This window comes from Rhizobium sp. AG207R (genome assembly GCF_027109195.1).
Taxonomy (GTDB): Bacteria; Pseudomonadota; Alphaproteobacteria; order Rhizobiales; family Rhizobiaceae; genus Rhizobium; species Rhizobium dioscoreae.
Genome location: NZ_JAEPVT010000021.1, coordinates 15,458 through 40,057, shown reverse-complemented (window position 1 = coordinate 40,057; position 24,600 = coordinate 15,458). Strand labels below are relative to the sequence as shown.

The window sequence follows — 24,600 nt, the reverse complement described above, 5'->3', positions numbered from 1 at the left end:
TCTTCGTGATCACGGCCGCAGCTAATCATGCCGCTCGGCGCGTTTCAAGCGTATCGGAAGCTGGTGCAACCATTGATTTTTGCTGCGAGCCGTAAGCGTGATCTAAAGGCTTTTGCCCTTCACGATCGTCTCCCGCAAAAAACTGTAGCCCAGAGCCGTGCGCGTCGCGAGCTCGATTGATGCGCCGTCGCCGCCATGGCCACCCGAGCCGAATTCGTGGAACAGCGGATGATGGCCGAGCGCTTCCAGCTGGGCGGCGAAGCGCCGGGCATGCGAAGGATGAACCCGGTCGTCATTGCTCGAGCTTTCGATGTAGATCGACGGATACGTGATCTCGGAGGTAGGCTTGACATTGTGCAGCGGCGAATAGCTCAGCAGGTAATCGCGATCAGCCGGATTGTCGGGATCGCCATATTCGTCGATCCAGGCTTTTCCGGCCGGGAAGACATGGAAGCGGGTCATATCCAGAACAGGCACCTGGCACCAGATCGCGCCGAAATCCTGCGGATAGCGTGTCGCCATGACGCCAGTCAGCAAACCTCCATTGCTGCCGCCATTGCCGGCTATGCGCGATGGCTTGGTATAGCCGCGGGCGACGAGGTCGCGGGCGACGGCGGCAAAGTCCGCGAATGCCCTGTGGCGGCCATGGCCTTTGGCGGCGCGGTGCCAGTTCGGCCCGAATTCGCCTCCGCCGCGAATATAGGCCGTCACAAAGGCGTTACCCTGTTCCAGCCAGCGGCCGATGACCCCGGAATAATAGGGGCCGAGCGGGACGTCGAAGCCGCCGTAGCCATATTGCAGCACCGGCAGTTCGCCCTTGGTCCAGGCCTTCGGCAGTACGATATGATAGGGCACCTTCGTCCCGTCCTCGGAGGTAGCTTCCAGCAGGAGGGACGTCATGCCTTCGCTGTCGAAATAGGTCGGCGAACTGGCAATGTGCTTGAGTTCAAGCGGGGCCTTGCGATCGCCAAGATCCAGCCGGTAGGAGGAGGGCGGCTGCAGAAAGCCCGCGCCATAGACCTGCAGCGTGTCGTCACCGAGATGCAGATCGGAATAGAGCGGGGCGACCGACACCGTCTGAACATCATCAGGCAGTGCGATTTCGCGGATTTCGGCATCGGCGCTCGTCAGGTCGAGAACGAAGAGATGCGGTTGCATATTGTTCGAGACGATGAAGACGCACCATTCGCGCATCAAAAGGAATTGCGAAACCGATTGTCGGTCATTGGGCGAAAACAGGATGCGTCTTGCATCGATACCGGTCTTGCCGGGCTCGCGAGGCAGGGGTTGCAGGGCCAGGCTGCCGGCCGGGATCCGTTCGTCTGTCTTGGCAAGCCAGATCAGATGGGAGTGGTTGAACCCGAACTCGGCATCCTTCGGCAGGTCGATCCGCCGCAGCGAACCGTCCCCATCCTCGATGAAATGGCTGGCGCTGCCGATTTCGTGACCTGCGCTAAAAATACGGATCGGCCTAGCCGCATCTCCCGTCGCCAGACCGGCGAGTTGCGGATCGAAGACCGAACAGGAGCCATAGATGTCGCTGTCATCGGCGGCATAGAGTGCCGGTGCATCGGACGGCACCTGACCACGCCTCAGGCGGCGGCCGACACGCGGCCAACCGGAACGCGTCGAGGATTCGCGGTCGATGGAGCCGAAATAGGCGATTTCGTCGCGGCTGAGCCAGGTCGCGTGACTGCGCACGGCCGGCGTGTCGAAGCCGCCTTCGACGATGCTCTTCGTCTCGCAATCGAATTCGAGCATCCGAATGGGATCGGAGCCGCCATCGGAAAGGCAAAGCAGCACGCGCGTCGGCTCCCAGGGGCAGGTGAGCGCACCGCGCCAGAGCCATTTTCTGCCCTCCTCGGCGCAGAAGGCGTCGAGATCGAAGATTGGTTCCCAGGGAGCGTCGGGTAGAGGGGTAAGATCGGCCGGCAGCCGATACCAGCAACCGAGCGGATGATCGGCGCTGCGATGAAAATCGAACAGCCAGCTGCCGCGCCGGGTCGTGGCGATCAGCCGATCCTCGCGTTCGATCATCTCCTTGATCGCGTTGCGATCCGCCTCGAATTCCGGCGTCATTAGCAGCCGCTCGGATTCGGTATCCTTCTCTGCAACGAACTGCAGAGTTTGTGGGTCGTCGTCGCGTTCAAGGTGAAGGTGCATGGGGCTCGCCATTCCATTGTTGGTGGTGGTCGCCCTCAGCAAACCAAAATACGGGCGCTGAAGCAACCATGCTTCCGCGCCCGTATCGGTCATAGATTTTTCGGTGTCGACCCGCCTTAGCGGACCATCTTTGTGTCGGCCTGTGCGACCATATTGCTCGCCGGGGCCGGTTCGCGCTTGTATTTCAGCGTGACGACCTTGTAGCCCTCATTCTCCAGTCGGCTGAGGAGAACGGGCAGCATCCTAACCGTGCGCTGGTGGATGTCGTGCATCAGAACGATGCCGCGGCCGCGCTGATGGAGCTGCTTCATGGTGCGATCGACCACTGAGGCTGGGGTCGAAGTGAAGTAATCCTTGCTGTCGATATCGACATCCATGACGATCATGTCGCGAGCGGCAATCGCCGTGCGCAGGCGTTTGGAGTCGGCAAGATAGGGGAAGCGGAAGAAGGGAACGTCCGTGCCGATCGCCTTGGTGACGGCATCCTTGCCGCGGGCGATCTCGGTCATCGCCGCGTCGAAGGTCATCTTGTCGAGATCCGGATGGCGGAAGGTGTGGCTGCCGATCGCATCGCCATGCGCAAGCACCTCGCGTGCCGTCGCCGGATGTGCCTGCGCCATTTCGCCGACCATCATGAAGGCGGCCTTGACGCCGAATTTGTCGAGCGTGGCGAGAATGCGCTCCGTCTTGCCGGGAGCCGGGCCGTCATCGAAGGTCAGGATGACCTCCTTGTCGGCGAGCCTGATATCTTTGAGCGACGAGACCTCCAGCGTCCGGCCGGCGAGATTGTGCGGGCCATTCATGCCCGCCAGGTCACTCCTTGTTTCGAGATCGGCGACGAGCCATTTCTTCGGCTCCATCTCGATGGGATCGTTGGCCTTCAGCGGCTTGTGACGCGGCTCTTCGGCGGCATAGCTGCTCTTGAGCGACGCTTCATTGCCTGGTTTCGTGGCACATCCTCCGAGAGCCAGGGACACGGCGAGGCCAGCCAGCAACACACGGTAGTTCATCAGAATCGCTCAACACTATGTCTATGAAAGTTGAGCGCATATTCTGCAGTTATGGTTAATGATCGGTTAGGAGCGGCCGCGAATTCCTTAACAAGCGGTCAGCTTCAGCTGGCCATGCCGCTCTCATATTCCGATGAAAGTTCCAGCCACTGCTCCTCGGCCGCCGCGAGCTTTTCTGCCGCATCGGCACGCTGTTTTGCCTTTTCCGCAGCCTTGGCCGGTGCCTTCTCATAGAGGGCGGGGTCCGCAAGTTCTGCGTCAAGAGCCTGAATCAGTTTCTCAAGCTTGCCGGTCAAGGATTCGATTTCATTGATCTTCTTCTTGAGCGGCGCCAGCGAGGCGCGCCGATCGGCATTAAGCTTGCGCTGATCCGCTTTGGAAACGGAATCGTCGCTGGTATTTGCCTTGGCCTTGTCGTCCTTGGCTTTCGGGCTGGCAACAACGAGGCTGCGGTATTCTTCAAGATCGCCGTCGAAGGTCGAGACGGTGCCGTCGCGCACCAGCCACAGCCGATCGACGGTGGCTTCGATCAGGTGACGGTCGTGCGAGATCAGGATGACGGCGCCGGAATAATCGTTCAGCGCCTGGATCAGCGCGTTGCGGCTGTCGATATCGAGATGGTTCGTCGGTTCGTCGAGGATCAGCAGGTTCGGTGCGTCGAAGGCGGCAAGGCCCATGAGAAGCCGTGCCTTCTCGCCGCCGGAGAGATCCTTGACCTGCGTGTCCATCTTCTCCGTCGCAAGCCCCATCTGCGCGACGCGGGCGCGCACCTTCGCTTCCGGCGTTTCGGGCATGCGGCGGCGGACATGCTCGACGGCCGTCTGGTTGGGGATGAGATCGTCGAGCTGGTGTTGGGCGAAGAAGCCGATCTTCAGGTTCGGTGCGAGCCTGACTTCGCCGCTTTCTGCGCCCAGCCGCCCGGAAATGAACTTCGCGAAGGTCGATTTGCCGTTGCCGTTGGAGCCGAGCAGCGCGATGCGGTCGTCGGCATCGATGCGCAGGTTCAGCCGTTTCAGGATCGGCTTGCCCGGCTCATAGCCGACGGCACCGCTGCTGATTGCGATGATCGGCGAGGCGGGCTGCTTTTCGGGTTCCGGAAAGCTGAAGCCCATCACATGGTCTTCGATGACGGCGGCGACGGTGCCCATGCGCTCCAGTGCCTTGATGCGCGATTGCGCCTGCCGCGCCTTCGAGGCCTTGGCCTTGAAGCGGTCGATGAAGCTCTGCAGGTGCTTGCGGGCTGCATCGTTCTTCGCCTTCGCCTTCATCTGCAACTCGTCGGCCTCAGCCTTCTGCCGCTCGAACTGATCGTAGGAGCCGCGATAGAAGGTGAGCTTCTTCTGGTCGAGATGCACGATGGAATTAACGGCCGTGTTCAGCAGATCGCGGTCGTGCGAAATGATGATGACCGTGTGCGGATAGCGGCGGATGTAGTCCTCCAGCCAGAGCGTGCCTTCAAGGTCGAGATAGTTCGTCGGTTCGTCGAGCAGCAACAGATCCGGCTCGGAAAACAAGACGGCCGCGAGCGCAACGCGCATGCGCCAGCCACCGGAGAAGGAGGAGGCGGGGCGCTTCTGCGCCTCATGGTCGAAGCCGAGGCCGGCAAGGATACTGGCGGCGCGCGCTTCAGCCGAATGCGCATCGATATCGGCAAGCCGCGTCTGGATATCGGCGATGCGGTGCGGATCGGTTGCGGTCTCGGCTTCCGCAAGCAATGCGGAGCGTTCCTTGTCGGCTGCCAGGACGATATCGATCAAAGGCTCCTCGGTGCCGGGTGCCTCCTGCGCCACCTGGCCGATGCGGGCATTGCGGGGGATCGAGACCGAGCCGCTCTCGGCAGCGAGATCGCCGGTGATGATCCTGAACAGCGTGGATTTGCCAGCACCGTTCTTGCCGACGAGGCCAGCCTTCGTGCCCGCCGGAAGCGTCACGCTGGCATAGTCGATGAGAAGGCGGCCGGCAATGCGGGCGGAAAGGTCTGAAATCGAAATCATGGCGCGGTTTTGGCCGAACTCGACGCTGAAGGCAAGAGCGGGACGGCGCTTAGGCGCCGGCCTTCTGCGAGGATTTCGAGAGATTGGCGCAGTTACGCAGCCGCTCGGTCAGCTCCGTTTCATAGAGCATGAGATTGCTGAGCGAGGCATTGAGGCTGTCGAGTGCAGCATTGGCATGCGGAGTCGTGTCGATCTCGCGGGCAAAATGCTGCTTTTTCATCAGCCCCTTGGCGAGCTGATCGGCGACTTCGCGCAGCATCTCGGCCGCGTCGCTCTCGGATTTGCGCGCCACCAGCCCGCAATGGCTGACAAGGCGATGCTTCAGGCCAATCTCGTCGAGCCCGCTTTGCGGGGGAAGGGGGCCAAGCGCCTCGATCTCTTCGGCAAGACAGCGGTCCTGGCCATAGAGCGCTTCATAGAAGAGCTGATAGTTGCGCGGCAGGTTTTTCACCTTCAGCCGCGTCATGAAGCGGCCGATAACCTCAAGCTCGGTTTCCGTTTCATCGTCATCGATGGAATATGCCGAAACGCTTGTCTGCGAGTTCTTCATGCCTGCCTTTGGACCGTGAGCTGATATATCTTATCAATCTGCAGGTCGGCAGGTTAAGGGAACATGAACAAGACGGCCGATCCTCGCCGCAGCGCAACAAAATGAGGCATGTGATCAACGTCTGGGCGAAGATGGGAAACGACGGTTCTCCCCTTGGCTACATCCAGTGCTGTCCTTCGCTGCGCAGAAAATGCAGGAGGTCCAGCACCAGTGACGGCTTGCCCATGGATGTGAGGATAGTGTGGCACTGGCCGCGGTGATGGGTGTGATGGTTGAACATATGGGATACCGCCGCATGGAGGGGAACGGTGATGGCGCCCGGGCGCAGGATCGAGGTATAGGTGATGTCGGAGGCAAGTGCATCGGCATCGAGCGTTTCCAACCAAGTAATGATATTTCGATCTTCCGCCTCCCGTAAGCTGTAAAGGCCTTCAAGGGTGTCATGTAGGACGGTATCGAGTGACGCAGGTACGCCGCCAGTGCCGTTGAAACGGTGCATCCACAGCCGGTCCGCTATCAGCAGATGATTGAGCGTTCCGTGGAGCGAGCCGAAGAAGGCGCCGCGGTCTTCGTGAAATTCGGCGTCGCTGAGGTCTGCTGCGGCATTGTAGACCTGGACATTGGCCCAGCGATTATAGTCGGCAAGCATCTTGAAATGTTTGAGCATATGCGTCTCCTCTTATAGTGGTGGTGATTTTATCGCGAAGTTTGGTGGCGGACAGCCGCTTCGCCACCCAGCAGATCGCGAATCAGCTGCTCGGACTGTGACAGCGGCGTGAAATTGGCCGATCCCCCTTGTTTTCGGGCCTTGGGGCAGGTAAAGACCGCCCACTTTTCTCTGATTACAAGGAATGGACCCATGGCGATTGAACGTACTTTCTCGATGATCAAGCCGGATGCGACGAAGCGCAACCTGACCGGCGCCATCACCAAGGTTTTTGAAGACAATGGCCTGCGCGTCATCGCCTCCAAGCGCGTCTGGATGAGCAAGCGCGAAGCTGAAGGCTTCTACGCCGTTCACAAGGAACGTCCGTTCTTCGGCGAACTCGTTGAAGGCATGACCTCCGGCCCGACCGTCGTTCAGGTTCTGGAAGGCGAAAACGCCATCCTGAAGAACCGCGAAATCATGGGCGCGACCAACCCGGCCAACGCTGCCGAAGGCACGATCCGCAAGACCTTCGCCCTTTCGATCGGCGAAAACTCCGTTCACGGCTCGGACGCTCCGGAAACGGCTGCCGTCGAAATCGCCTACTGGTTCTCCGAAACTGAAATCGTCGGCTGAATCGGCCTTTCAGCGAAAGCGCTGAACGATTTGAAATGACTTATGAAAGCCGGGATTTCGATCCCGGCTTTTTTCATGCAGGCAAATTAGACTCCCTCTCCCCGTGGGCGGCAGGGGGTATCGCATATGAACTGAAATCGCCGCCGTCCTCCTTCTCCCCTTGGGGAGAAGGTGCCGCAAGGCGGATGAGGGGGTGCCCGCCAAGACCACCAAAATTCATGAATTCAAATCGTAACCCCCTCATCCGACCCTTCGGGCCACCTTCTCCCAGAGGGGAGAAGGGATTTCCGGCGCTGATCACCCCATATGTGATTGTCCTACCGCGAGTGGGAAGAGGAGACTACGCCGCTGCTGCCTCTCAAGCCGGGCAGGCCATATCCTTCCCGTAATCGGCGCTGCCATCGCCCTTGAAGACATCCGGATTGGCGGTATAGACCGGGCCGACGACCAGCGGTTTCGTCGGCAGCACGGTCTGGTCGAGATCGGATTTGACTTCGGTCTTGATCGTCTGGATCGTCTTGTCGCTGGCATCCACCAGCTTGATCGAGACGGCATAGGGGCGGTCCTTGCGCACGCAGTGCAGGTCCGGGCTTTCCAGCGTGATCTTGTCCCAGAATGTATAGATCTTCTGGGTGACGACGAGTGGGTTGCCGCCCGCGGGATTTTCGAATTCCGCGATCGCCTTTGTTCCCTCCGGGATCGGGGCGATCTTCTTGAGCGTGATCATGTAGCTTGCGCTCGCCACGCGATAGTTGAAGACGAAAAGGCGGCCGGTGAGCTGGGTCGGGCCTTCGTCGTCTTTCCTCTGGCAACTGGCCAGCGCCAGGCCGGCGATGATCCCGGCGCTCATCATTGTCAGCATGATCCTTCGCAATCTCATGGCGCAGTCTCCTCCTTCTTGCGCCGGTAGTGCCGGCTAGCCTTGGCTCGGTTGCCGCAAACCGCCATGTCGCACCAGGCGCGGCTTTTGTTCTTGCTACGGTCGATGAAGAGCCAGCCGCAGTTGCGGCATATTTTCATTCGTTCGGGATCGGGCATGGCGATGAGGCGCAGCGTCGAATGCACCGTCGCGGCATCGAGCCCACCGGATGAGGCTCGTTTCAGAACTTGCGCCAATGCCGCAAGCAGATCCGCAAGCAGCGGATCGGCAGCCTCGCCAAGAATGCGTGCCCGGAAATAGCGGTCGATCAACTCGCGGAGGGCAATGAAATCGGCGCGGTTTTCCCGCTTTACCGGCAGGATATCGCCGAAGAGCGCCCGCTCCGCGCAGAAATTCGCAGCTGCCTTCGGGAAGCTATCCATCTGTCCCACTGCCTCGAAGCGGTCGATCCGACGCCCGTCGTCATGGCGCAGGATTACGCTGTTGGCGACATCGAGCGCGAGCGCGCCACCGGAGAAGCGATGTGGGGTCCAGGAAAAACTCATGGCGAAAATTATAACTGGTAAAATTCATTTTGCCAGTTACTATTTACTCGTTTTTCGGAGAGATGGAATGGCTTATCTTCTGCAGCAACTGGCGAATGCCGTTCCGCTCGCTGCACTGTATGCGACGCTGGCCTTCGGCTATTCCATTGCCTTCGGGGTCATGAAGCGGGCCGATATCACCTATGGCGCGCTGTTCGCCTTTGCCGGCCAGATGCTCGTGCTCTTTACCGATGTCGGCTACACCAAGATGTATCTGGTTCTGCCGGCCGCCTTTGCCTTCGGTGCCGTCGTCGCCGTCGGCTACACGATCGGCACCAGCTTCCTCGTCGGCCGTGCAATCATGCTGCCGCTGTCGCGCAAGTCACCGAATACGGTCATCGTCGCGGCACTCGGCATGATGATCATCCTGATGGAAACGGCGCGGCTTGCCTCGAATACGCGTGGCATCTGGCTGCCACCCTTCCTGAACGATGCTGTCGTCTTCTGGGATAGCGGCGATTTCCGCGTGACGCTGACGGAAATCCAGCTGCTCAATACGGCCCTGATGATCCTTGTCATCCTCGCGGGCGCCTATGTGCTGAGATGCACCGGCTGGGGGCGTATCTGGCGGGCGGTGACGGACGATTCCCTTGCTGCCGAGCTCTGCGGCGCCAGTGCCAACCGCGTCTTCCTGCTTGCCTATGTCGCGTCAGCCTTCGTCGCAACCATCTGCGGCCTGCTGGCTACTTCCTACTATGGAACGATGGATTTCGGGGCGGGGCTGATGTTCGGGCTTAAGGTGCTGATGATCGCGGCCGTCGGCGGCTATTCCGATCCGCTGAAGTCAGCGGGCGGGGCAGCGCTCCTTGGCTTGACGGAGACGATGTGGGGTGCCTACGGTCCGTTCCTGTGGCGCGACTTCGTCATCTTCTCGCTGCTCGTCCTGCTGCTGGTTATGAGCCGGCGCGAAAGAGTGGTGCCTTGAAGCTTACGTGTTGCCGGCCCACTTTGCCCGCGCGGCATCGTCGGCATCCTTGGCCGAAACCCAGCCGCCTTCGGTACCATCCTTGCCGTGCTCCTTCTTCCAGAAGGGAGCAGAGGTCTTCAGAAAATCCATGACGAAATTGGCGCCGTCGAAGGCGGCCTGCCGATGCGGTGCCGCGGCAATGACGAGCACGATGTTCTCGCCGGGCGCGATCTTGCCAAAGCGATGGATGGCGGTCAGGCCGAGAAGCTCGAAACGCTCGATGGCTAGTCTGGCGATGCGGGTGATCTCCGCTTCCGCCATGCCGGGATAATGTTCGAGTTCGAGGGCACCGAGCGCGCCCCCTTCGTCACGGCAGAGGCCCGAGAAGGTCACGACAGCGCCGATATCGCGCCGCCCGGCGGCTAGCCGATCGATCTCCGCCTGGAGATCGAAATCCTCGCGCTGGACTTTGACGAATGGTGAAATCATCGCAATTTCCTTGATCGGCTTCGCAAACATGCTGAGGTGCCTCCCGACCCTTCGCTAAGGCTCAGGGCGTTCGTCGCTGCAATCGATTCACTGGATCGATTACTCGGGCTTCGCCCGACCGCTCCTCACCCCCCGGTCATCGGCGGGAAGAGCCCGATCTCCCGCGCTCCGGCGATCGGCTCATCGTGCTCCGCATGTTCCATGTTGATAGCGACGCGGATCGCCTGGGGGAATTGAAGTGCCGCCTCGTATTCCTCGCCCAAGCCTTTCAAATGACTCAGGAGATCGCCGACGGTGACGACATCGGCGGGCAGGGAAATCTCTTCCTCGGCCTTACCGATCCGCTCACGCACCCAGGCGAAATAGACGAGTTTCGTCATCATTCCTCATCCACGACATGCTTTAGCCCGGCCCGGAAATAGTCATAGCCGGTATAGATGGTCAAAAGCGCTGCGACCCAGAGCAGGACGATGCCCATCTCTGTCGTGTAGGGTAGCACCTTGTCGCCTGCCGGCCCAGCCAGAAGGAAGGCGATGGCGACGAGCTGGGCGGTCGTCTTCCATTTTGCGATGCGCGTCACGGGAACGCTGACTTTCAGCGCCGCCAGATATTCGCGCAGACCCGAAACCAGGATTTCGCGGCAAAGGATGATGATGGCGGCCCAGAGCGACCAGCCGGCAATGGTGCCGTCGGCCGCAACCAGAAGCAGGATCGCGGAGACCAGCAGTTTGTCGGCGATCGGATCGAGCATCCGGCCGATATTCGAGGTCTGGTTCCAGATACGCGCGAGATAGCCGTCGAGGAAATCGGTGATCGAGGCGATGATGAAGATCCAGAGCGCGACCCAGCGCGCAAAATCGGAGCCCTCCAGCTTACCCTCGATGAAGAAGCAAAGAACGATCAGGGGTACGCAGATAATGCGGCCGTAGGTGAGCAGATTGGGGATGCTGTAAGCGCGCGAAGCCATGGAAATCGTTTCGTTTCTGTTGTCTCGACCGAACCGGATTGGGCACTGTTGATCCCATCCCGCTGAAGTCGTCTGATGGAGTGTGATCCCAAAAACCGCTCCGCACTTTTTGGTGGTCACACCTTAGATGATGGGTTGGTCAGTTTATCGTCAATATTGTTTCTGTTTTTTCACCGCTATTGCGTGGAATTTGCGACGAGCTTTCCCTATTTCGCGGCGTCCTCGTGGAAATGGTTATAGACCTGACGCGCCACCGCTTCGGAAATGCCCTCGACTGCCATCAGGTCGGAAAGTGCGGCGCGTGACACGGCCTTCGCGGTGCCGAAATGCTGGAGAAGCGCGCGCTTGCGCGAAGGGCCGATGCCACCGATCTCGTCGAGCGGGTTCTTCACCATCTCCTTCTTGCGCCGGGCGCGATGCGAGCCGATTGCGAAGCGGTGCGCCTCGTCGCGCATGCGCTGGATGAAATAGAGCACGGGATCGCGCGGCGGGAGCGAGAAGCTTTCGCGCGAAGGGGCGAAGAAACGCTCACGCCCGGCTTCGCGGTCGACGCCCTTGGCGACGCCGATGGCGATGACACTGTCGGTGATCCCGAGCTCATCGAGAATGGCGCGCACGGCCGTCATTTGCCCTTGGCCGCCGTCGATGAGGATGACATCGGGCCAGGCGGGGAAGGCGCGATCGGCGGCATCGACGCTGGCGTCGGTCTCGCCGCTGCGGTCGGGCTTGCCTTCCTCCTTCAGGAGACGAGAGAAACGGCGGGTCATGACTTCGCGCATCATGCCGAAGTCGTCGCCCGGCGTGATGTCGGTCGATTTGATGTTGAACTTGCGGTACTGGTTTTTGACGAAGCCTTCCGGCCCGGCCACGACCATGCCGCCGACCGCATTCGTGCCCATGATGTGAGAGTTGTCGTAAATCTCGATGCGTTGTGGCGTGTAGGGAAGCTTGAACGTTTCCTTGAAGCCTTCGAGCAGCCGCGATTGCGAGGCGGTTTCCGCGAGCTTGCGGCCATGCGCCTCACGCGCGTTGGCAATGACATGTTCGACCAGATCGCGCTTCTCGCCGCGTTGCGGCACGAGGATCGTAACCTTATGACCGGCCTTCTCACTGAGAGCAGCCGCCAGGAGCTCCATTTCCTCGATGGTCTCCGACAGCAGGATCTGCCGCGGCACCGGCTTGTCGTCATAGAATTGCGCGAGGAAAGCGTTCAGCACTTCAGCGCCCGAGAGCGATGGATCGGCCTTCGGGAAATAGGCACGGTTGCCCCAGTTCTGTCCGGTTCGGAAGAAGAAGACCTGAATGCAGGAAATGCCGCCCTCGTGGTGGATGGCGAAGACATCGGCTTCCTCGACGCCGGCCGGGTTGATGCCCTGATGGCTCTGCACATGCGAGAGCGCCGCCAGACGGTCGCGGAAAATGGCGGCGCGTTCGAAATCCAGATCTTCGGCGGCAGCATTCATCGCCTCGGCCATATGCGCCTTGACGTTCTGGCTCTTGCCGGAAAGGAAGTCCTTCGCCTCCTGTACCAGTTCCGCATAGCCTGCATCGCTGATCTCATGCGTGCAGGGGCCGGAACAGCGCTTGATCTGATAGAGCAGACAGGGCCGCGTGCGCGTCTCGAAGACGCTATCGGTGCAGGTGCGGATCAGGAAGGCGCGCTGCAGTGAATTGATGGTGCGCCCGACGGCGCCCGCCGAAGCGAAGGGGCCGAAATAGTCGCCCTTGCGGGCGCGGGCGCCGCGATGCTTGAAGATCGCCGGCGCGCGATGATCGCCCGTAATCAGAATATAGGGAAAGGATTTGTCGTCGCGCAGCAGGACGTTAAAGCGCGGGCGCAAGCGCTTGATCAGATTCGCTTCCAGCAGCAGCGCTTCCGTCTCCGTCCGCGTGGTCACGAATTCCATATTGGCGGTTTCGCGCACCATGCGGGCGATGCGGTTGGAGTGCACCTTGCCCAAGGCATAGTTGGAAACGCGCTTCTTCAGGTTCCTGGCCTTGCCGACGTAAAGCACGTCGCCGGCCTCGTTGAACATGCGGTAGACGCCGGGATTGTTGGGCAGCCGCTTGACGAATTCGGCGATCAGCTCGGCGCCGCGCAGTCCCGTCTCGTTCTTTCCGCCTTCGTTCCAGTCGACAGGCGCAATAGGGGAGGCTGCGGCATCGCCTTCCACCTCGATGTCATCTTCGATATCCTCTGATTCGTCATAGAGAACGCCGCCGTCAGGCAGCTTTCTTCCATTCATTCTGCACTCTCCGACACGTCTGGCGTTTCCCAGGCAAGGTGCTGGCCGCCATCGAGCGCTATCATTTGGCCCGTGATCGAGGGCGTGTCAAAAAGAAAGCGGATGGTCCGGCCGAATTCTTCGAGCCCGGGCGCCGCCTTTAATATGAGGCCGTCGATCTGCGCTTGAAAGTCCTCTTCGGTCTGCCGCACGCTGCGTACCGTCGGGCCTGGGCCGATCGCGTTGACGCGGATACGCGGCGCAAAGCTCTGCGCCATCGTCTGAGTCGCCGTCCAGAGGGCGGCTTTCGACAGTGTATAGGAATAGAAGCGCGGATTGAGTGCCCAGACCCGCTGATCGACCATGTTGACGATCAGGCCCGGATGCGGTTCGGGAAGCTGCCGGACGAAATCGGCAGCCAGAATCGACGGCGCCCGCACATGGATTGCGAAATGCGCCTCGAAGGCTTCTTCGTCAAAATGATCGGCGGAATCGCCGAGGAAGGCTGAGGCATTATTCACCAGAAGATCGAGCGGGCCGAGAGAATCCGCAACCCTTTCGACAAGGGTTGAAGTCTCGCCCAAATTCTGCAGATCCGCCTTGATCGCAATGGCTCTCCGGCCCATTTGCCGCAATTTCGCCGCAATTTCCTCGGCTTCGGCGAGGGACTGATTGGCATGCAACGCTACGGCGAAGCCATTAGCCGACAAATCCTCGGCAATTGCCAGGCCTATTCTTTTGGAAGCGCCGGTTATCAGCGCCGTACGTAGTTTTTCCTGGCTCAAGAGATCGCCTTTTGCTCGTCGTTACCCAATCGATGCTCATATAGGGCGTCGATACACCATATGAAAAGATGCATGAGCGAATGATGCGCTTTGGGGTTTCTTATGTAAAACTTGAGATATATTTAGTTTAAAATAAGTATACACAGTTTAACCGATGATTATGGTTAACAATTCGTCTGTTGCGATGAAGCAACATCGAAATTCAGCCACGTCTGTGCCACAATGATATCATATTTTGGCTCTTCCAATTCCTCATTTGCATTCCAATTTCAACCTCGATCCGGGAGGGATATGTTTTAATTGCTCGTGGCGCTTCGAAGTCAAGGACAGTAAGCGGGGCACACGGGACTGAAAGGAGAAAAGTATGCGTACTCTTATCACGACCCTCATGGTCTCCGCTTTCGCTCTCGGCGGTTACACCGCAGCTCAGGCTGCTGACGCTGTTGAGCAGATTCCGCAGCCGCCCGTCGCCCAGGAAGCAGCTCCGGCCGTCAACAACTGGTCCGGCTTCTACATCGGTGGCGCTGGCGACTGGAACGCCGGTCACTTCAACCGCAACGGCGACGCTTACGCCTGGGGCGGCCAGGCCTTCACCGGCTACAACTGGCAGCAGGGCCAGATCGTATATGGTATCGAAGCTGACCTCGGCTACTCCGGCGCCGACAGCACCCGCAACGGCCTGACCGCCAAGAACGGTGTCAACGGCTCGGTTCGCGGTCGCCTCGGTTACGACTTCAACCCGTTCATGCTGTACGGCACGGCCGGTCTGGCACTCGGCCAGAACAAGCTCTCCGACGACACCTCGTCTGACAGCAAGACGGCTGTTGGTTACACGGTCGGTGCAGGTGCTGAAACCTTCATCACCAACAACATCACGGCTCGTCTCGAGTACCGTTACACGGACTACGGCAAGAAGAACTTCGACCTCGACTCCGGTCGGTTCTCTCGCGGCTACGACGAACAGAGCGTCAAGGTCGGTATCGGCGTCAAGTTCTGATTATCCGAAGGCTTAAGCCTGAAGAAAAAGCCGGGGTTTTGCCCCGGCTTTTTTGCGTTATGCCTCTGAGTGTTTAGGCGGCATCCGTCGGGAAGTCCGTCGAGACGGCCAGTTCGCGCCAGTCGGCCAGTTCCTTGGCGACATACTCATTCTTGGCCTCGATCGCGCCAACTGTATCGGAGCCGAAGGGCATGCGCAGCGGTGGGTTCGCCGAATGGGCAAGCGTTATCATCGATTTTGCAAGGCGTTTGGGATCGCCGGGTTGGGCGTGATTGTGACCGGCGGCGAAATCGCGCATGGCGCCGGCCGGCGTGTCTTTATAGTCGGCAATCGAGCTCGGGCTGACGGCGAGCGAGCTTTCGTCAAGGAAGTCGGTGCGGAAGAAACCAGGCTCGACGACGGTGACGTTGATGCCGAGCGGTTTGAGTTCCGCCGCCATTGCCTCCGATAGGCCTTCGACCGCGAACTTTGTCGAGCAGTAGACGCCCCAGCCGGCATGGCTCTGATAGCCTCCGACCGAGGACATGTTGATGACATGGCCCGAGCGCTGCCGGCGCATATGCGGCAGGATGGCGCGCGTCACCTTCAGTAAGCCAAAGACGTTGGTGGCATAGAGCTTCTCGATCTCCTCGGCCGTTGCTTCTTCCACGGCGCCGAGCAGCCCGTAACCGGCATTATTAACAAGGATATCGATCTTTCCGAAGCGCTTGACGGCAGCCGCGGCGGCCTCATGAGCCTGCGCTTCGTTCGAGACGTCGAGGGCTACGGGCAGGAGGTTCGGATGGTTGCCGAACTTCTCTGCCAGACCGGCGGGATTGCGGGCCGTAGCGACAACGGCGTCGCCGGCGGCGAGGGCTTCTTGGGCGATGAGGGGGCCAAAGCCGCGGGATGCGCCCGTGATGAACCAAACACGCATGATTTTCTCCTTCGTGGGTTGGCAATTCCAGGGGTGGAATTCGCTTGCAGGAGAAAGGTAGCTTGATGGCATCGTTGAGATAATCTACTTTCTCTTCCATAAAGTGCTGAGAAATTCTCATCAATGCGGCGTATCCGTTCGACCGATCTGGCTATCTTCCTGGCGATTGCCCAACACCGCAGTTTTCGCAAGGCGGCGGTGGAGCTCGGCGTGACGCCTTCAGCGCTCAGCCATTCGTTGCGCGCGATCGAGGAGAGGTTGGATGTGCGGCTGGTTAATCGCACCACGCGCGGTGTCGGGTTGACGGAGGCCGGAGAGCGCCTGTTCGATCGCATCCGCCCCGCTTTCCTCGATATCGACGATGCTCTCGAAGATCTCGATAAATTCCGCGGCCAGCCCTACGGCAAGCTGCGCATCAACGCCCCGCGCCCCGCCGCCAGGATGGTGCTGCTGCCAATCGTGTCACGGTTCTTGAGGGCTTATCCGGCCATCGAAATGGAAATCGTCGTGGACGATGCGCTCGTGGACACGGTTTCCGCCGGTTTCGATGCCGGCATACGGTTCGGAGAAAGCATCGCGGCCGACATGATCGCTATTCCTATTGGCCCTCGTCAGCGCACGGCGATCGTCGGCTCGCCGGAATATTTTCAGCGTTTCCCTAAACCGGTCACACCTCATGATCTGAAGGACCACCCCTGTATCCGCTACCGTTTTGCGAGCGGCACCTATTATCGCTGGGAGTTCGAGCGAGGAGGCATCGAGCTGGAGATCGATGTGCAGGGGCCGCTGACGCTTTGCGATCTCGACATCATGCTGGATGCCGCTATCAATGGTTCCGGTCTAGCCTTCTTGTTCGAGGATCACGCGCTGCCGGCTTTGCGGGATGGCCGGCTGATCCGCGTGCTGGAGGACTGGTGCCCCTATTATCCCGGCTTCTTCCTCTATTATCCGAGCCGCCGGCAGCTGCCGACGGCTTTGCGCGCCTTTATCGATTTTGTAAAGGCCGAGACTGCTCGCCAGAGCTGAGCCGAACAGCGTTAGACCTGCGGCTTCATCGCTGGAAAATCGGGGAAATGCTTCTCGAATTTGCGCGCCCAGTCTATCAATCCCGCATGGTCCGCTTCCCACTGCCCTTCGAAGCGGAGCTGCAGATAGCCGACAAGGGAGGCAAGCGCGAAATGACCCGCATGCAGCTTCTTGCCGATCTTCGGCGGCTCGGCGTCGAGATGGGTGAGGGCGCGGCTGACCTTCGTCCACTGCCGGTCGATCCAGGGCTGATGCTGCTTCTCGGGCTCGCGAAGGCGGCGCTCGTAGACGATCGACAGCAGGCACTCGTTGGTGCCGTCGATCAGCGCCTCCAGAACTTCGATTTCGGTGCGCTTGCCCTTCTTCGATGGATAGAGCCCGCCCTCGTGACGATCGAAATAATGCATGATGGCGCGGCTGTCGAAAATCGCCTCGCCGTCGCCGGTCAGCAATGTCGGGATCTTGCCGAGCGGATTGTTGTCGATCAGCAGAGTCGGCCCGGCATTTGTGTCGACATGAATTTCTTCCAGCTTGATGCCGAGATGGCGTGCCGCCATGCGCACCTTGCTGGAAAAGGGGGAGGTGGACGAGCAAAGAAGTCTCATGAAATCACCTGCGGGATATGGATGTGAATAGTCTCAATGTTCGCCACGCAGCCAGAAGGCCCGCTGCGAGGCGAAGCGGTCCTGCGCCAGAATATCCTTCAGGGCCGGCAGCAGCGCATGCAACTCGTCCTTCAGCGTGAAAGGCGGATTGACGATGATGAGACCGGAGCCTGTGAGCCCGGTGAAACTGCGATCGCTTTTGACGATCAACTCCGCGCAGAGCATCTTCGGAATTTCGAGCGCCTGCAGTGCCTCGTGAAACGGCTTGATCGGCGCATCCTTCTTGATCGGATACCAAAGGCAATAGGTGCCGCCGGGAAAGCGGCGCCAGGCTTTGGCCAAGCCTTCGATCAGCCGCTCATATTCGCCTTCCTCTTCGAAAGGCGGGTCGACGAGCACGATGCCGCGCTTCTCCTTTGGCGGCAGATGAGCGCCGAGCGCCAGCCAGCCGTCCAGCTCGGTAACGCGGGCATGGTGATCGCCTTCGAAGAGGCGGTGTAGCCGCTGGAAATCATCCGGATGCAGTTCCATCGCCGAAAGCCGGTCTTGCGGGCGAAACAGCATGCGGGCAAGCTTCGGCGAGCCGGGATAGAGCCTGACGCCGCCCTCGGGGTTCAGCTCGCGGATGGTGGCAAGATAGGGCTCCAGCAGGTCCGCCACTTGCGGCACCAATTCCGCCTCCAGCACCTTGCCGATACCATCTCGCCATTCGCCGGTCTTCTGCGCTTCTTCGGAGGAGAGATCGTAAAGCCCGATGCCGGCATGGGTATCGAGAACGCGAAAGGCCTTGTCCTTGTTCTGCATGTAGCGGACGAGGCGGGCGAGGATTGCGTGTTTCAAGACATCGGCAAAATTGCCCGCGTGGTAGATGTGCCGATAGTTCATTGTCGGTGAAGTCCGCATGAATTGTTGAGATGGGCCGGATTGTCTCTAGTGGCCGGTCTCCGCTTGAAATATACAAACCTCATGAACATTGCGACCCCTATCCAAGCCAAATCGCGCATCGGGCACACAGCCTGTCCGCATGACTGTCCCTCCACCTGCGCGCTGGAGGTCGATCTGACTGAAGACGGCAGAATCGGCCGGGTTCGCGGCGCCAACGATCATTCCTATACCGCCGGCGTCATCTGCGCCAAGGTCGCCCGCTATGCCGAACGGCTTTATCACCCCGATCGTCTGATGAAACCGCTCCGCCGTGCCGGCGCCAAGGGTGAGGGGCGCTGGCAGGAGCTCTCCTGGGACGATGCGCTGGACGAAATCGCCGAAGCCTTCATCAAGGCTGAAGCGAAGGACGGCAGCGAGGCGATCTGGCCCTATTTCTATGCCGGTACGATGGGCTGGGTGCAGCGCGATTCCATCGAGCGGCTGCGCCATGCCAAGCGCTATTCCGGTTTCTTCTCATCGATCTGCACCAATCCGGCCTGGACCGGCTTCACCATGGCGACGGGCGTGTTGCGTGGCCCCGATCCGCGCGAGATGGGCCGTACTGATTGCGTCGTCATCTGGGGCACCAATGCGGTTGCCACCCAAGTCAACGTCATGACCCATGCGGTGAAATCCCGCAAGGAACGCGGCGCCAAGATCGTCGTCGTCGATATCTATGACAATCCGACGATGAAGCAGGCCGACATGGCTCTGATCGTCAAGCCGGGCACGGATGCGGCGCTTGCCTGCGCCGTCATGCACATCGCCTTCCGTGACGGCTATGCCGACCGCGATTACATGGCCAAATATGCCGACGATCCCGCCGGCCTGGAAGAACACCTGAAATCGAAAACCCCGGCATGGGCCGCGGCCATAACCGGCCTCTCGGTCGATGAGATCGAAGCCTTCGCCAAACTCGTGGGGACGACGAAGAAGACCTATTTCCGGCTCGGCTACGGCTTTACCCGTCAGCGCAATGGCGCGATCGCCATGCACGCGGCAGCGTCGATCGCGACGGTGCTCGGCTCTTGGCAATATGAGGGCGGCGGCGCCTTCCATTCGAACAGCGATATCTTCCGCATGGATGCGAGCGAGCTGACCGGCCGCGCCATGAAGGATATGGATATCCGCATGATCGACCAGTCGCAGATCGGCCGCGCCTTGACCGGTGATGCCGTGGCGCTGCGTCATCGCGGTCCCGTGACCGCCATGCTGATCCAGAACACCAATCCGGTGAATATCGCGCCAGAGCAGCGGCTGGTGAAACGCGGCTTCGCCCGTTCCGATCTCTTCGTCGCTGTGCACGAGCAGTTCATGACCGATACGGCTGACATGGCCGATATCGTCATCCCCGCCACCATGTTCGTCGAGCATGACGACATCTATCGCGCCGGTGGCCAGAACCACATCCTTCTCGGGCCGAAGCTTGTCGAGCCGCCGCCAACCGTGCGCAGCAATCTCTTTGTAATCGAGGAGCTCGCCAAACGCCTCGGCGTTGCGGATTGCCCCGGCTTCGGCTTCTCCGCTCGCGAGATGATCGACCGGGTTCTGTCCAGAAGCGGTCTGCCGGACTATGATTATTTCCTCGAACACAAATGGTTCGATCGCCAGCCGGATTTCGAGGAGGCCCATTTTATCAAGGGTTTTGCCCATCCCGACGGCAAGTTCCGCTTTCGCCCCGATTGGACCAACCAGCCGGCGCCGAACCGTCCGCCAGCATCGGTCGGATTGCTCGGGCCGCATGTCGAGCTGCCGGAGTTTCCGGATCAGGTCGATGTGATCGAGGTGGCCGATCCCGAGCATCCGTTCCGGCTCGCGACCTCGCCATCGCGCAACTTCCTGAATTCCAGTTTCGCGGAAACGAAGACGTCGCGCCAGAAGGAAGGGCGTCCCGAGGTGATGGTCAACCCGGCCGATGCCGAACGGCTTGATATTGTTCATGGCGAGCTGGTTCGCATCGGCAATACACGCGGCAATATCCGCCTGCATGCGCGCGTGACAGCGGAAGTGAAGCCGGGCGTGCTGATCGCCGAGGGCCTCTGGCCGAACAAGGCTCACGTCGATGGTGAGGGCATCAATGTGCTCACCGGCGCCGATCCGGTCGCGCCATATGGCGGCGCGGCTGTCCACGACAACAAGGTATGGCTCCGCAAGGATATGGCATGAGTGAATTCGAAAAGGCGAAAGCCGAAATCGTCAGCGAAAGGACGCTGGCGGATCAATGGACGCGGCTGAGCACATTTGAGGTCGACTACACGGATTCGCAGGGCGAAAAGCATCGCCTGAAGCGCGAGGTCTATCACCGCACGCCGGCGGCCTGCATCCTGCTTTATGATCCAAAGCGCGAAACGGTGATACTCGTCCGGCAATACCGTCTTCCGTCCCATCTTGTCGGTCTTCCCGACCGGATGATCGAGGTGCCCGCCGGCCTGCTCGATGGTGACGATCCGGAGGCCGCGATCCGCCGCGAAGCCATGGAAGAGACCGGCTTTCGCGTGCGCGACGTCCGCTTCCTCTTCAAATCGATGACGTCGCCCGGTTCCTCGACCGAGGTTATCCATTTCTTCGCCGCGGTGATCGATACGTCCGACCGTGTAGCCGATGGTGGCGGCCTTGCGGAGGAGCATGAGGATATCGAGGGGCTGGAAGTTCGCCTGTCCGATGCAATGGCGATGATCGAGAAGGGCGATATCTATGACGCCAAGACGATCATGCTACTGCAATGGGCGGCTTTGAATGTCGCCAGCTTGAGATAGACTAACGGGTGAGCGGGAGCTTTGTAAAAACTCTGCTCGCCATTCATCACAATGTCACGAATCGAGCTTACCGGGGCGTGCTGGCCGGAAACATTCGAATGTTTCCGAGCCTCCTTCGATCATGGACGCTGTTTCAGGAGAAAGCCGATGTGGCTCAGCAATTTCACGCTCGTTCTTCCCAATGAAGTCGTCGAGAGAGGCGCCGTGCGCATCGAAGACGGCGTGATTGCCGAAATCCGCTCGGAGCCGGTGGAGCAGCCGACGTTTGATGGCGGCGGCCGCTTGCTGATGCCAGGCTTCGTCGATCTGCATTGCGACATGGTGGAGCGCGAAATCGCGCCGCGGCCGAATGCGATGATGCCGATCGATTTCGGCATTCACGAGCTGGACAAGAAGCTGGCGGCCGCTGGCGTCACCACCGCTTTCGCGGCGCTCTCCTTTGCGACCGAAAGCGTCTACGGCCACGTCCGTTCGCTCGAAACCACTTCGGCAGTGATCCGTGGCATCGGCAGCCTGCGGGACGAGCTTCTGATCGACCATCGTGTCCACGCACGCTACGAAATCACCAATCTCGGCGCGGCTCCGACCCTGGAGCGGCTCCTGGAAGAGGGCTCCGTCGATATGGTTTCGCTCACCGACCATACACCGGGGCAGGGGCAGTACAACGACATCGAAAGCTACATCCGCAGCATGTCCGAGCGCCGGTCCATGTCGCGTGAGGCGGCCGAGGAGGTCGTGGCAAAGCGCATTGCGCAGCGCGAGGATCCTGAGATCGAGCGCAAGCTCCATGAAGTGGTCGACCTTGCGCTGAAGCACAAGCTGTCGCTCGCCTCGCATGATGACGACAGCCCCGAGAAGGTGGCGGCGATGCACGATCTCGGCGTGACGATCAGCGAATTTCCGGTGACCGGACCGGCGGCGGAGGAAGCCTGCCGCCGCGGTCTCTGGACACTAATGGGCGCACCAAACGCGCTGCGCGGCCAGTCCATGTCCGGCAATCTCAGCGCGCTGGATGCGGCGCGATCCGGTCTACTCGGCATCATCGCGGCCGATTATCACCCGGCCGCCTTCGTGCCGGCTATTTTCAAGATTGCTGATGTTGTCGCTGGCGGTCTGCCGGCGGCCGTTGCGACGGCAACCGCCAACGCCGCCCGTTCCGCCGGCCTGACGGATCGCGGCGAAATCGCTGTCGGCCAGCTTGCCGATCTGGTCGCCGTCGAGCCCGGCTCGGTTCACCGCATCCGCGCCACCTTCCGCGGCGGCCGCATCGTCTATAGCGACGGCACGCTGCATCCGCTGATGGCAATGGCGGCTTGAGGGAGGCATCTGGCATCCCCCTCATCCGCCCTTTGGGCACCTTCTCCCCGAGGGGAGAAGGGGTTTTTGCTAGACGCACCAGCTCGACAAAAGTATCTCGCTGAGAGGGTGACGTTTCCACCTTCCAATGGAGTTACACAGTCCCGGGCGAGATTAGCTTCGTTATTGAAAAGGCAGCATCCGAAGCACTTCCTCCTTCTCCCCTTGGGGAGAAGGTGCCCGAAGGGCGGATGAGGGGCTGTTCGAAGCCAGAGTTGCGTAATTACTCCGCGTCTCCAAGCAGCGACAAAATCTGCCGTCCATCGACAACGGGGGTTTTGCCAAAGCTCACGGCCTTGCCATCTTCCATCCTGACCTTGCCTTCCGCCAGCAGCCGCAGCGATTGCGGATAGAGCTGATGCTCGACCGTGAGCACGCGGGCGGCAAGGCTGTCGGCGGTATCGTCGGTTAAGACGGGCACGGCGGCCTGGCCGACGACTGGACCTTCGTCCATGCCTTCGGTGACGAAATGCACGGTGCAACCGGCAATGCGCATGCCGGCGTCGATGGCGCGCTTATGCGTATGCAGGCCCGGGAAAAGCGGCAGCAGAGAGGGATGGATGTTGATGATCCGGCCCTTGTAGGCCTGGATGAAGCGGCCGGAGAGCAGCCGCATATAGCCGGCAAGGCAGATGATATCGGGCGAGAGGGCTTCCAGCTGCGAAAGGATCGCCTCTTCATGGGCTTCCTTGCTGGGAAATTCCTTGCGGACGAAAGCGAAGGTCGCAATGCCTTCCGCCGCAGCCTTCGCGAGACCACCGGCATCCGCCTTGTCGGAGATGACACCGACGATCTCTGCCGGGTAGTCCGCTGCCTTCGTGGCCTTCAGAAGAGCCAGCATGTTGGAGCCGCCGCCCGAGATGAAGACGACGACGCGTTTGCGCGGCGTGGTCATAGAGCGAGCGTGCCCTTGTAGACGGTGCCGGGAGCGCCTTCTTCGCGAGCGACCATGCGGCCGAGCGTAACGACGGCTTCGCCTTCTGCCTCAAGCACGGCCTTCACGGCGTCGACGTTTTCTTGAGCGACGACCACGATCATGCCGATGCCGCAGTTGAAGGTGCGCAGCATTTCCTTTGCGTCGACGCCGCCCATCTTGGCAAGCCAGGAGAAGACCGGCGGAACCTTGACGGCGGCAAGATCGATTTCGGCAGCCAGATGCTTCGGCAGTACGCGCGGAATATTCTCCGGAAAGCCGCCGCCGGTGATGTGTGCGAGTGCCTTCAGGGCGTGGGTTTCGCGGATGGCGTTGAGCAGCGGCTTCACATAGATGCGCGTCGGTGTCAGCAGCGCTTCGCCCAACGCCTTGCCTTCGGCGAAGGGAGCCGGTGCATCCCAGCCAAGGCCGGAAAGCTCGACGATCTTGCGCACGAGCGAGAAGCCGTTGGAATGAACGCCTGACGAAGCGAGGCCGAGAATGATGTCGCCTTCGGCAATGTCGCCCGAGGGCAGCAGCTGGCCGCGCTCGGCCGCACCGACGGCAAAGCCCGCCAGATCGTAATCGCCGTGGGAATACATGCCTGGCATTTCCGCGGTCTCGCCGCCGATCAGCGCACAGCCTGCATCACGGCAGCCGGCCGCGATGCCGCCCACGATCGCCGCACCTTGATCCGGGTCGAGCTTGCCGGTGGCAAAGTAATCTAGGAAAAAGAGCGGCTCAGCGCCCTGGACGACCAGATCGTTCACGCACATGGCAACGAGATCGATGCCGACAGTGTCGTGATAGTTGGCATCGATCGCGATTTTCAGCTTGGTTCCGACGCCGTCATTGGCAGCCACCAGCACCGGATCGATAAAGCCGGCGGCCTTGAGATCGAACAGGCCGCCGAAGCCGCCGATTTCACCATCGGCACCCGGCCGGCGCGTCGAACGGACGGCAGGCTTGATCTTTTCGACCAGCAGGTTGCCGGCATCGATATCGACGCCCGCGTCGCTATAGGTCAGACCGTTTTTTCCAGACTGGCTCATGCTTCCGCCTCCGATGGCCGCCCGTCCATTATGACAGGGCTTTGATCGGCTCGCCATTGCATGATAGGGGCCTTTATGCAAGGCGCAAGCGCCGCAAACCCTTCGATTTTCCCCGCTTCCCATTGCTCAAGGCAGATTTCCGGCCGCAGGCTTGACCATAATTGCGGCATCATCCTATGTCCTAAGCACACGGCAAACGGGCGCGAAACAACGGGGAAG

24 protein-coding genes are annotated in these 24,600 nt (G+C 60.4%); 7 read left to right on the top strand and 17 right to left on the bottom strand.

Features of this window, described 5'->3' with window-relative positions; genetic code table 11:
- Positions 1-102: 102 nt before the first annotated feature.
- From JJQ51_RS32415 to JJQ51_RS32395, 5 genes are all read right to left on the bottom strand, one after another.
- The gene (locus JJQ51_RS32415; RefSeq protein ID WP_269245843.1) at positions 103-2,163 is read right to left on the bottom strand and encodes a prolyl oligopeptidase family serine peptidase; all 2,061 of its coding nucleotides are present in this window, start codon (positions 2,161-2,163) and stop codon (positions 103-105) included.
- A gap of 116 nt (positions 2,164-2,279) precedes the next feature.
- Positions 2,280-3,173 carry a polysaccharide deacetylase family protein gene (locus tag JJQ51_RS32410; protein WP_113329071.1) on the bottom strand — a complete coding sequence of 298 codons (894 nt, stop codon included), beginning with the start codon at positions 3,171-3,173 and terminating at the stop codon, positions 2,280-2,282.
- 104 nt (positions 3,174-3,277) lie between these two features.
- Positions 3,278-5,167, bottom strand: a complete 1,890-nt coding sequence (locus JJQ51_RS32405) for an ABC-F family ATP-binding cassette domain-containing protein (RefSeq protein WP_269245842.1) — start codon at positions 5,165-5,167, stop codon at positions 3,278-3,280.
- 49 nt (positions 5,168-5,216) lie between these two features.
- Positions 5,217-5,717 carry a hypothetical protein gene (locus JJQ51_RS32400; RefSeq protein ID WP_113351709.1) on the bottom strand — a complete coding sequence of 167 codons (501 nt, stop codon included), beginning with the start codon at positions 5,715-5,717 and terminating at the stop codon, positions 5,217-5,219.
- Positions 5,718-5,874: 157 nt separating this feature from the next.
- Complete coding sequence (locus tag JJQ51_RS32395) at positions 5,875-6,384, bottom strand: DinB family protein (RefSeq protein ID WP_113351710.1); 510 nt, start codon at positions 6,382-6,384, stop codon at positions 5,875-5,877.
- Between the two features lie 192 nt (positions 6,385-6,576).
- Between JJQ51_RS32395 and ndk the strand changes: the two genes are divergently transcribed.
- Entirely contained in the window at positions 6,577-6,999 is a 423-nt protein-coding gene (gene ndk / locus JJQ51_RS32390; protein ID WP_069616210.1) for a nucleoside-diphosphate kinase, read from the top strand.
- Positions 7,000-7,357: 358 nt separating this feature from the next.
- Here the strand turns inward: ndk and JJQ51_RS32385 are convergent, their stop codons facing one another.
- Together JJQ51_RS32385 and JJQ51_RS32380 are read right to left on the bottom strand one after the other, a co-directional pair.
- A complete protein-coding gene (locus JJQ51_RS32385) occupies positions 7,358-7,879 on the bottom strand; it encodes a hypothetical protein (protein ID WP_113329067.1) in 522 nt (173 codons plus the stop codon).
- Positions 7,876-8,424, bottom strand: a complete 549-nt coding sequence (locus tag JJQ51_RS32380; RefSeq protein ID WP_113329066.1) for a CGNR zinc finger domain-containing protein — start codon at positions 8,422-8,424, stop codon at positions 7,876-7,878. Before JJQ51_RS32380 ends, JJQ51_RS32385 begins: the two co-directional genes overlap by 4 nt.
- A 67-nt stretch (positions 8,425-8,491) precedes the next feature.
- Between JJQ51_RS32380 and JJQ51_RS32375 the strand changes: the two genes are divergently transcribed.
- Positions 8,492-9,388, top strand: a complete 897-nt coding sequence (locus JJQ51_RS32375; RefSeq protein ID WP_152096029.1) for a branched-chain amino acid ABC transporter permease — start codon at positions 8,492-8,494, stop codon at positions 9,386-9,388.
- A 3-nt stretch (positions 9,389-9,391) separates the two neighbouring features.
- Here JJQ51_RS32375 and JJQ51_RS32370 read toward each other — a convergent pair whose 3' ends face one another.
- The 5 genes from JJQ51_RS32370 to JJQ51_RS32350 all read right to left on the bottom strand — a co-directional run bounded on the left by JJQ51_RS32370 (position 9,392) and on the right by JJQ51_RS32350 (position 13,836).
- A complete protein-coding gene (locus tag JJQ51_RS32370) occupies positions 9,392-9,859 on the bottom strand; it encodes a molybdenum cofactor biosynthesis protein MoaE (RefSeq protein ID WP_113329138.1) in 468 nt (155 codons plus the stop codon).
- A gap of 125 nt (positions 9,860-9,984) precedes the next feature.
- On the bottom strand, positions 9,985-10,239 hold the full coding sequence (gene moaD, locus JJQ51_RS32365; protein WP_069616328.1) for a molybdopterin converting factor subunit 1: 255 nt from the start codon (positions 10,237-10,239) through the stop codon (positions 9,985-9,987).
- The gene (gene pgsA / locus JJQ51_RS32360) at positions 10,239-10,826 is read right to left on the bottom strand and encodes a CDP-diacylglycerol--glycerol-3-phosphate 3-phosphatidyltransferase (protein ID WP_069616214.1); all 588 of its coding nucleotides are present in this window, start codon (positions 10,824-10,826) and stop codon (positions 10,239-10,241) included. The genes moaD and pgsA overlap by 1 nt, the downstream gene beginning before the upstream one ends.
- 206 nt (positions 10,827-11,032) lie before the next feature.
- Positions 11,033-13,072, bottom strand: coding sequence for an excinuclease ABC subunit UvrC (gene uvrC / locus JJQ51_RS32355; RefSeq protein ID WP_152093467.1), 2,040 nt, complete (start codon positions 13,070-13,072; stop codon positions 11,033-11,035).
- Positions 13,069-13,836 carry an SDR family oxidoreductase gene (locus JJQ51_RS32350; RefSeq protein ID WP_113354690.1) on the bottom strand — a complete coding sequence of 256 codons (768 nt, stop codon included), beginning with the start codon at positions 13,834-13,836 and terminating at the stop codon, positions 13,069-13,071. Before JJQ51_RS32350 ends, uvrC begins: the two co-directional genes overlap by 4 nt.
- 364 nt (positions 13,837-14,200) lie before the next feature.
- Between JJQ51_RS32350 and JJQ51_RS32345 the strand changes: the two genes are divergently transcribed.
- Entirely contained in the window at positions 14,201-14,833 is a 633-nt protein-coding gene (locus JJQ51_RS32345; protein WP_113329062.1) for an outer membrane protein, read from the top strand.
- Between the two features lie 73 nt (positions 14,834-14,906).
- On the opposite strand, the gene JJQ51_RS32340 is transcribed toward JJQ51_RS32345, so the two are convergent.
- Entirely contained in the window at positions 14,907-15,749 is an 843-nt protein-coding gene (locus JJQ51_RS32340) for an oxidoreductase (RefSeq protein WP_269245841.1), read from the bottom strand.
- A 123-nt stretch (positions 15,750-15,872) separates the two neighbouring features.
- Here JJQ51_RS32340 and JJQ51_RS32335 point away from each other — a divergent pair, with 123 nt between their 5' ends.
- Positions 15,873-16,775: a LysR family transcriptional regulator gene (locus JJQ51_RS32335; RefSeq protein ID WP_113329060.1), complete on the top strand. Its 903-nt coding sequence runs from the start codon at positions 15,873-15,875 to the stop codon at positions 16,773-16,775.
- An 11-nt stretch (positions 16,776-16,786) separates the two neighbouring features.
- Here the strand turns inward: JJQ51_RS32335 and JJQ51_RS32330 are convergent, their stop codons facing one another.
- Together JJQ51_RS32330 and JJQ51_RS32325 are read right to left on the bottom strand one after the other, a co-directional pair.
- Entirely contained in the window at positions 16,787-17,380 is a 594-nt protein-coding gene (locus tag JJQ51_RS32330; protein ID WP_145631654.1) for a glutathione S-transferase, read from the bottom strand.
- A gap of 33 nt (positions 17,381-17,413) precedes the next feature.
- Positions 17,414-18,265 (bottom strand): 23S rRNA (adenine(2030)-N(6))-methyltransferase RlmJ, encoded by an 852-nt coding sequence (locus tag JJQ51_RS32325; RefSeq protein ID WP_145631652.1) that lies wholly within the window; start codon positions 18,263-18,265, stop codon positions 17,414-17,416.
- 81 nt (positions 18,266-18,346) lie between these two features.
- Here JJQ51_RS32325 and JJQ51_RS32320 point away from each other — a divergent pair, with 81 nt between their 5' ends.
- From JJQ51_RS32320 to JJQ51_RS32310, 3 genes are all read left to right on the top strand, one after another.
- Positions 18,347-20,470 carry a molybdopterin-containing oxidoreductase family protein gene (locus tag JJQ51_RS32320; protein WP_233789900.1) on the top strand — a complete coding sequence of 708 codons (2,124 nt, stop codon included), beginning with the start codon at positions 18,347-18,349 and terminating at the stop codon, positions 20,468-20,470.
- On the top strand, positions 20,467-21,060 hold the full coding sequence (locus tag JJQ51_RS32315) for an NUDIX domain-containing protein (protein ID WP_145631647.1): 594 nt from the start codon (positions 20,467-20,469) through the stop codon (positions 21,058-21,060). The genes JJQ51_RS32320 and JJQ51_RS32315 overlap by 4 nt, the downstream gene beginning before the upstream one ends.
- Before the next feature lie 147 nt (positions 21,061-21,207).
- On the top strand, positions 21,208-22,377 hold the full coding sequence (locus JJQ51_RS32310) for an alpha-D-ribose 1-methylphosphonate 5-triphosphate diphosphatase (protein WP_145631645.1): 1,170 nt from the start codon (positions 21,208-21,210) through the stop codon (positions 22,375-22,377).
- Between the two features lie 262 nt (positions 22,378-22,639).
- Here JJQ51_RS32310 and purN read toward each other — a convergent pair whose 3' ends face one another.
- Together purN and purM are read right to left on the bottom strand one after the other, a co-directional pair.
- Complete coding sequence (gene purN / locus JJQ51_RS32305; protein ID WP_152096031.1) at positions 22,640-23,311, bottom strand: phosphoribosylglycinamide formyltransferase; 672 nt, start codon at positions 23,309-23,311, stop codon at positions 22,640-22,642.
- The gene (gene purM, locus JJQ51_RS32300) at positions 23,308-24,381 is read right to left on the bottom strand and encodes a phosphoribosylformylglycinamidine cyclo-ligase (protein ID WP_152096032.1); all 1,074 of its coding nucleotides are present in this window, start codon (positions 24,379-24,381) and stop codon (positions 23,308-23,310) included. The genes purN and purM overlap by 4 nt, the downstream gene beginning before the upstream one ends.
- Positions 24,382-24,600 lie beyond the last annotated feature (219 nt).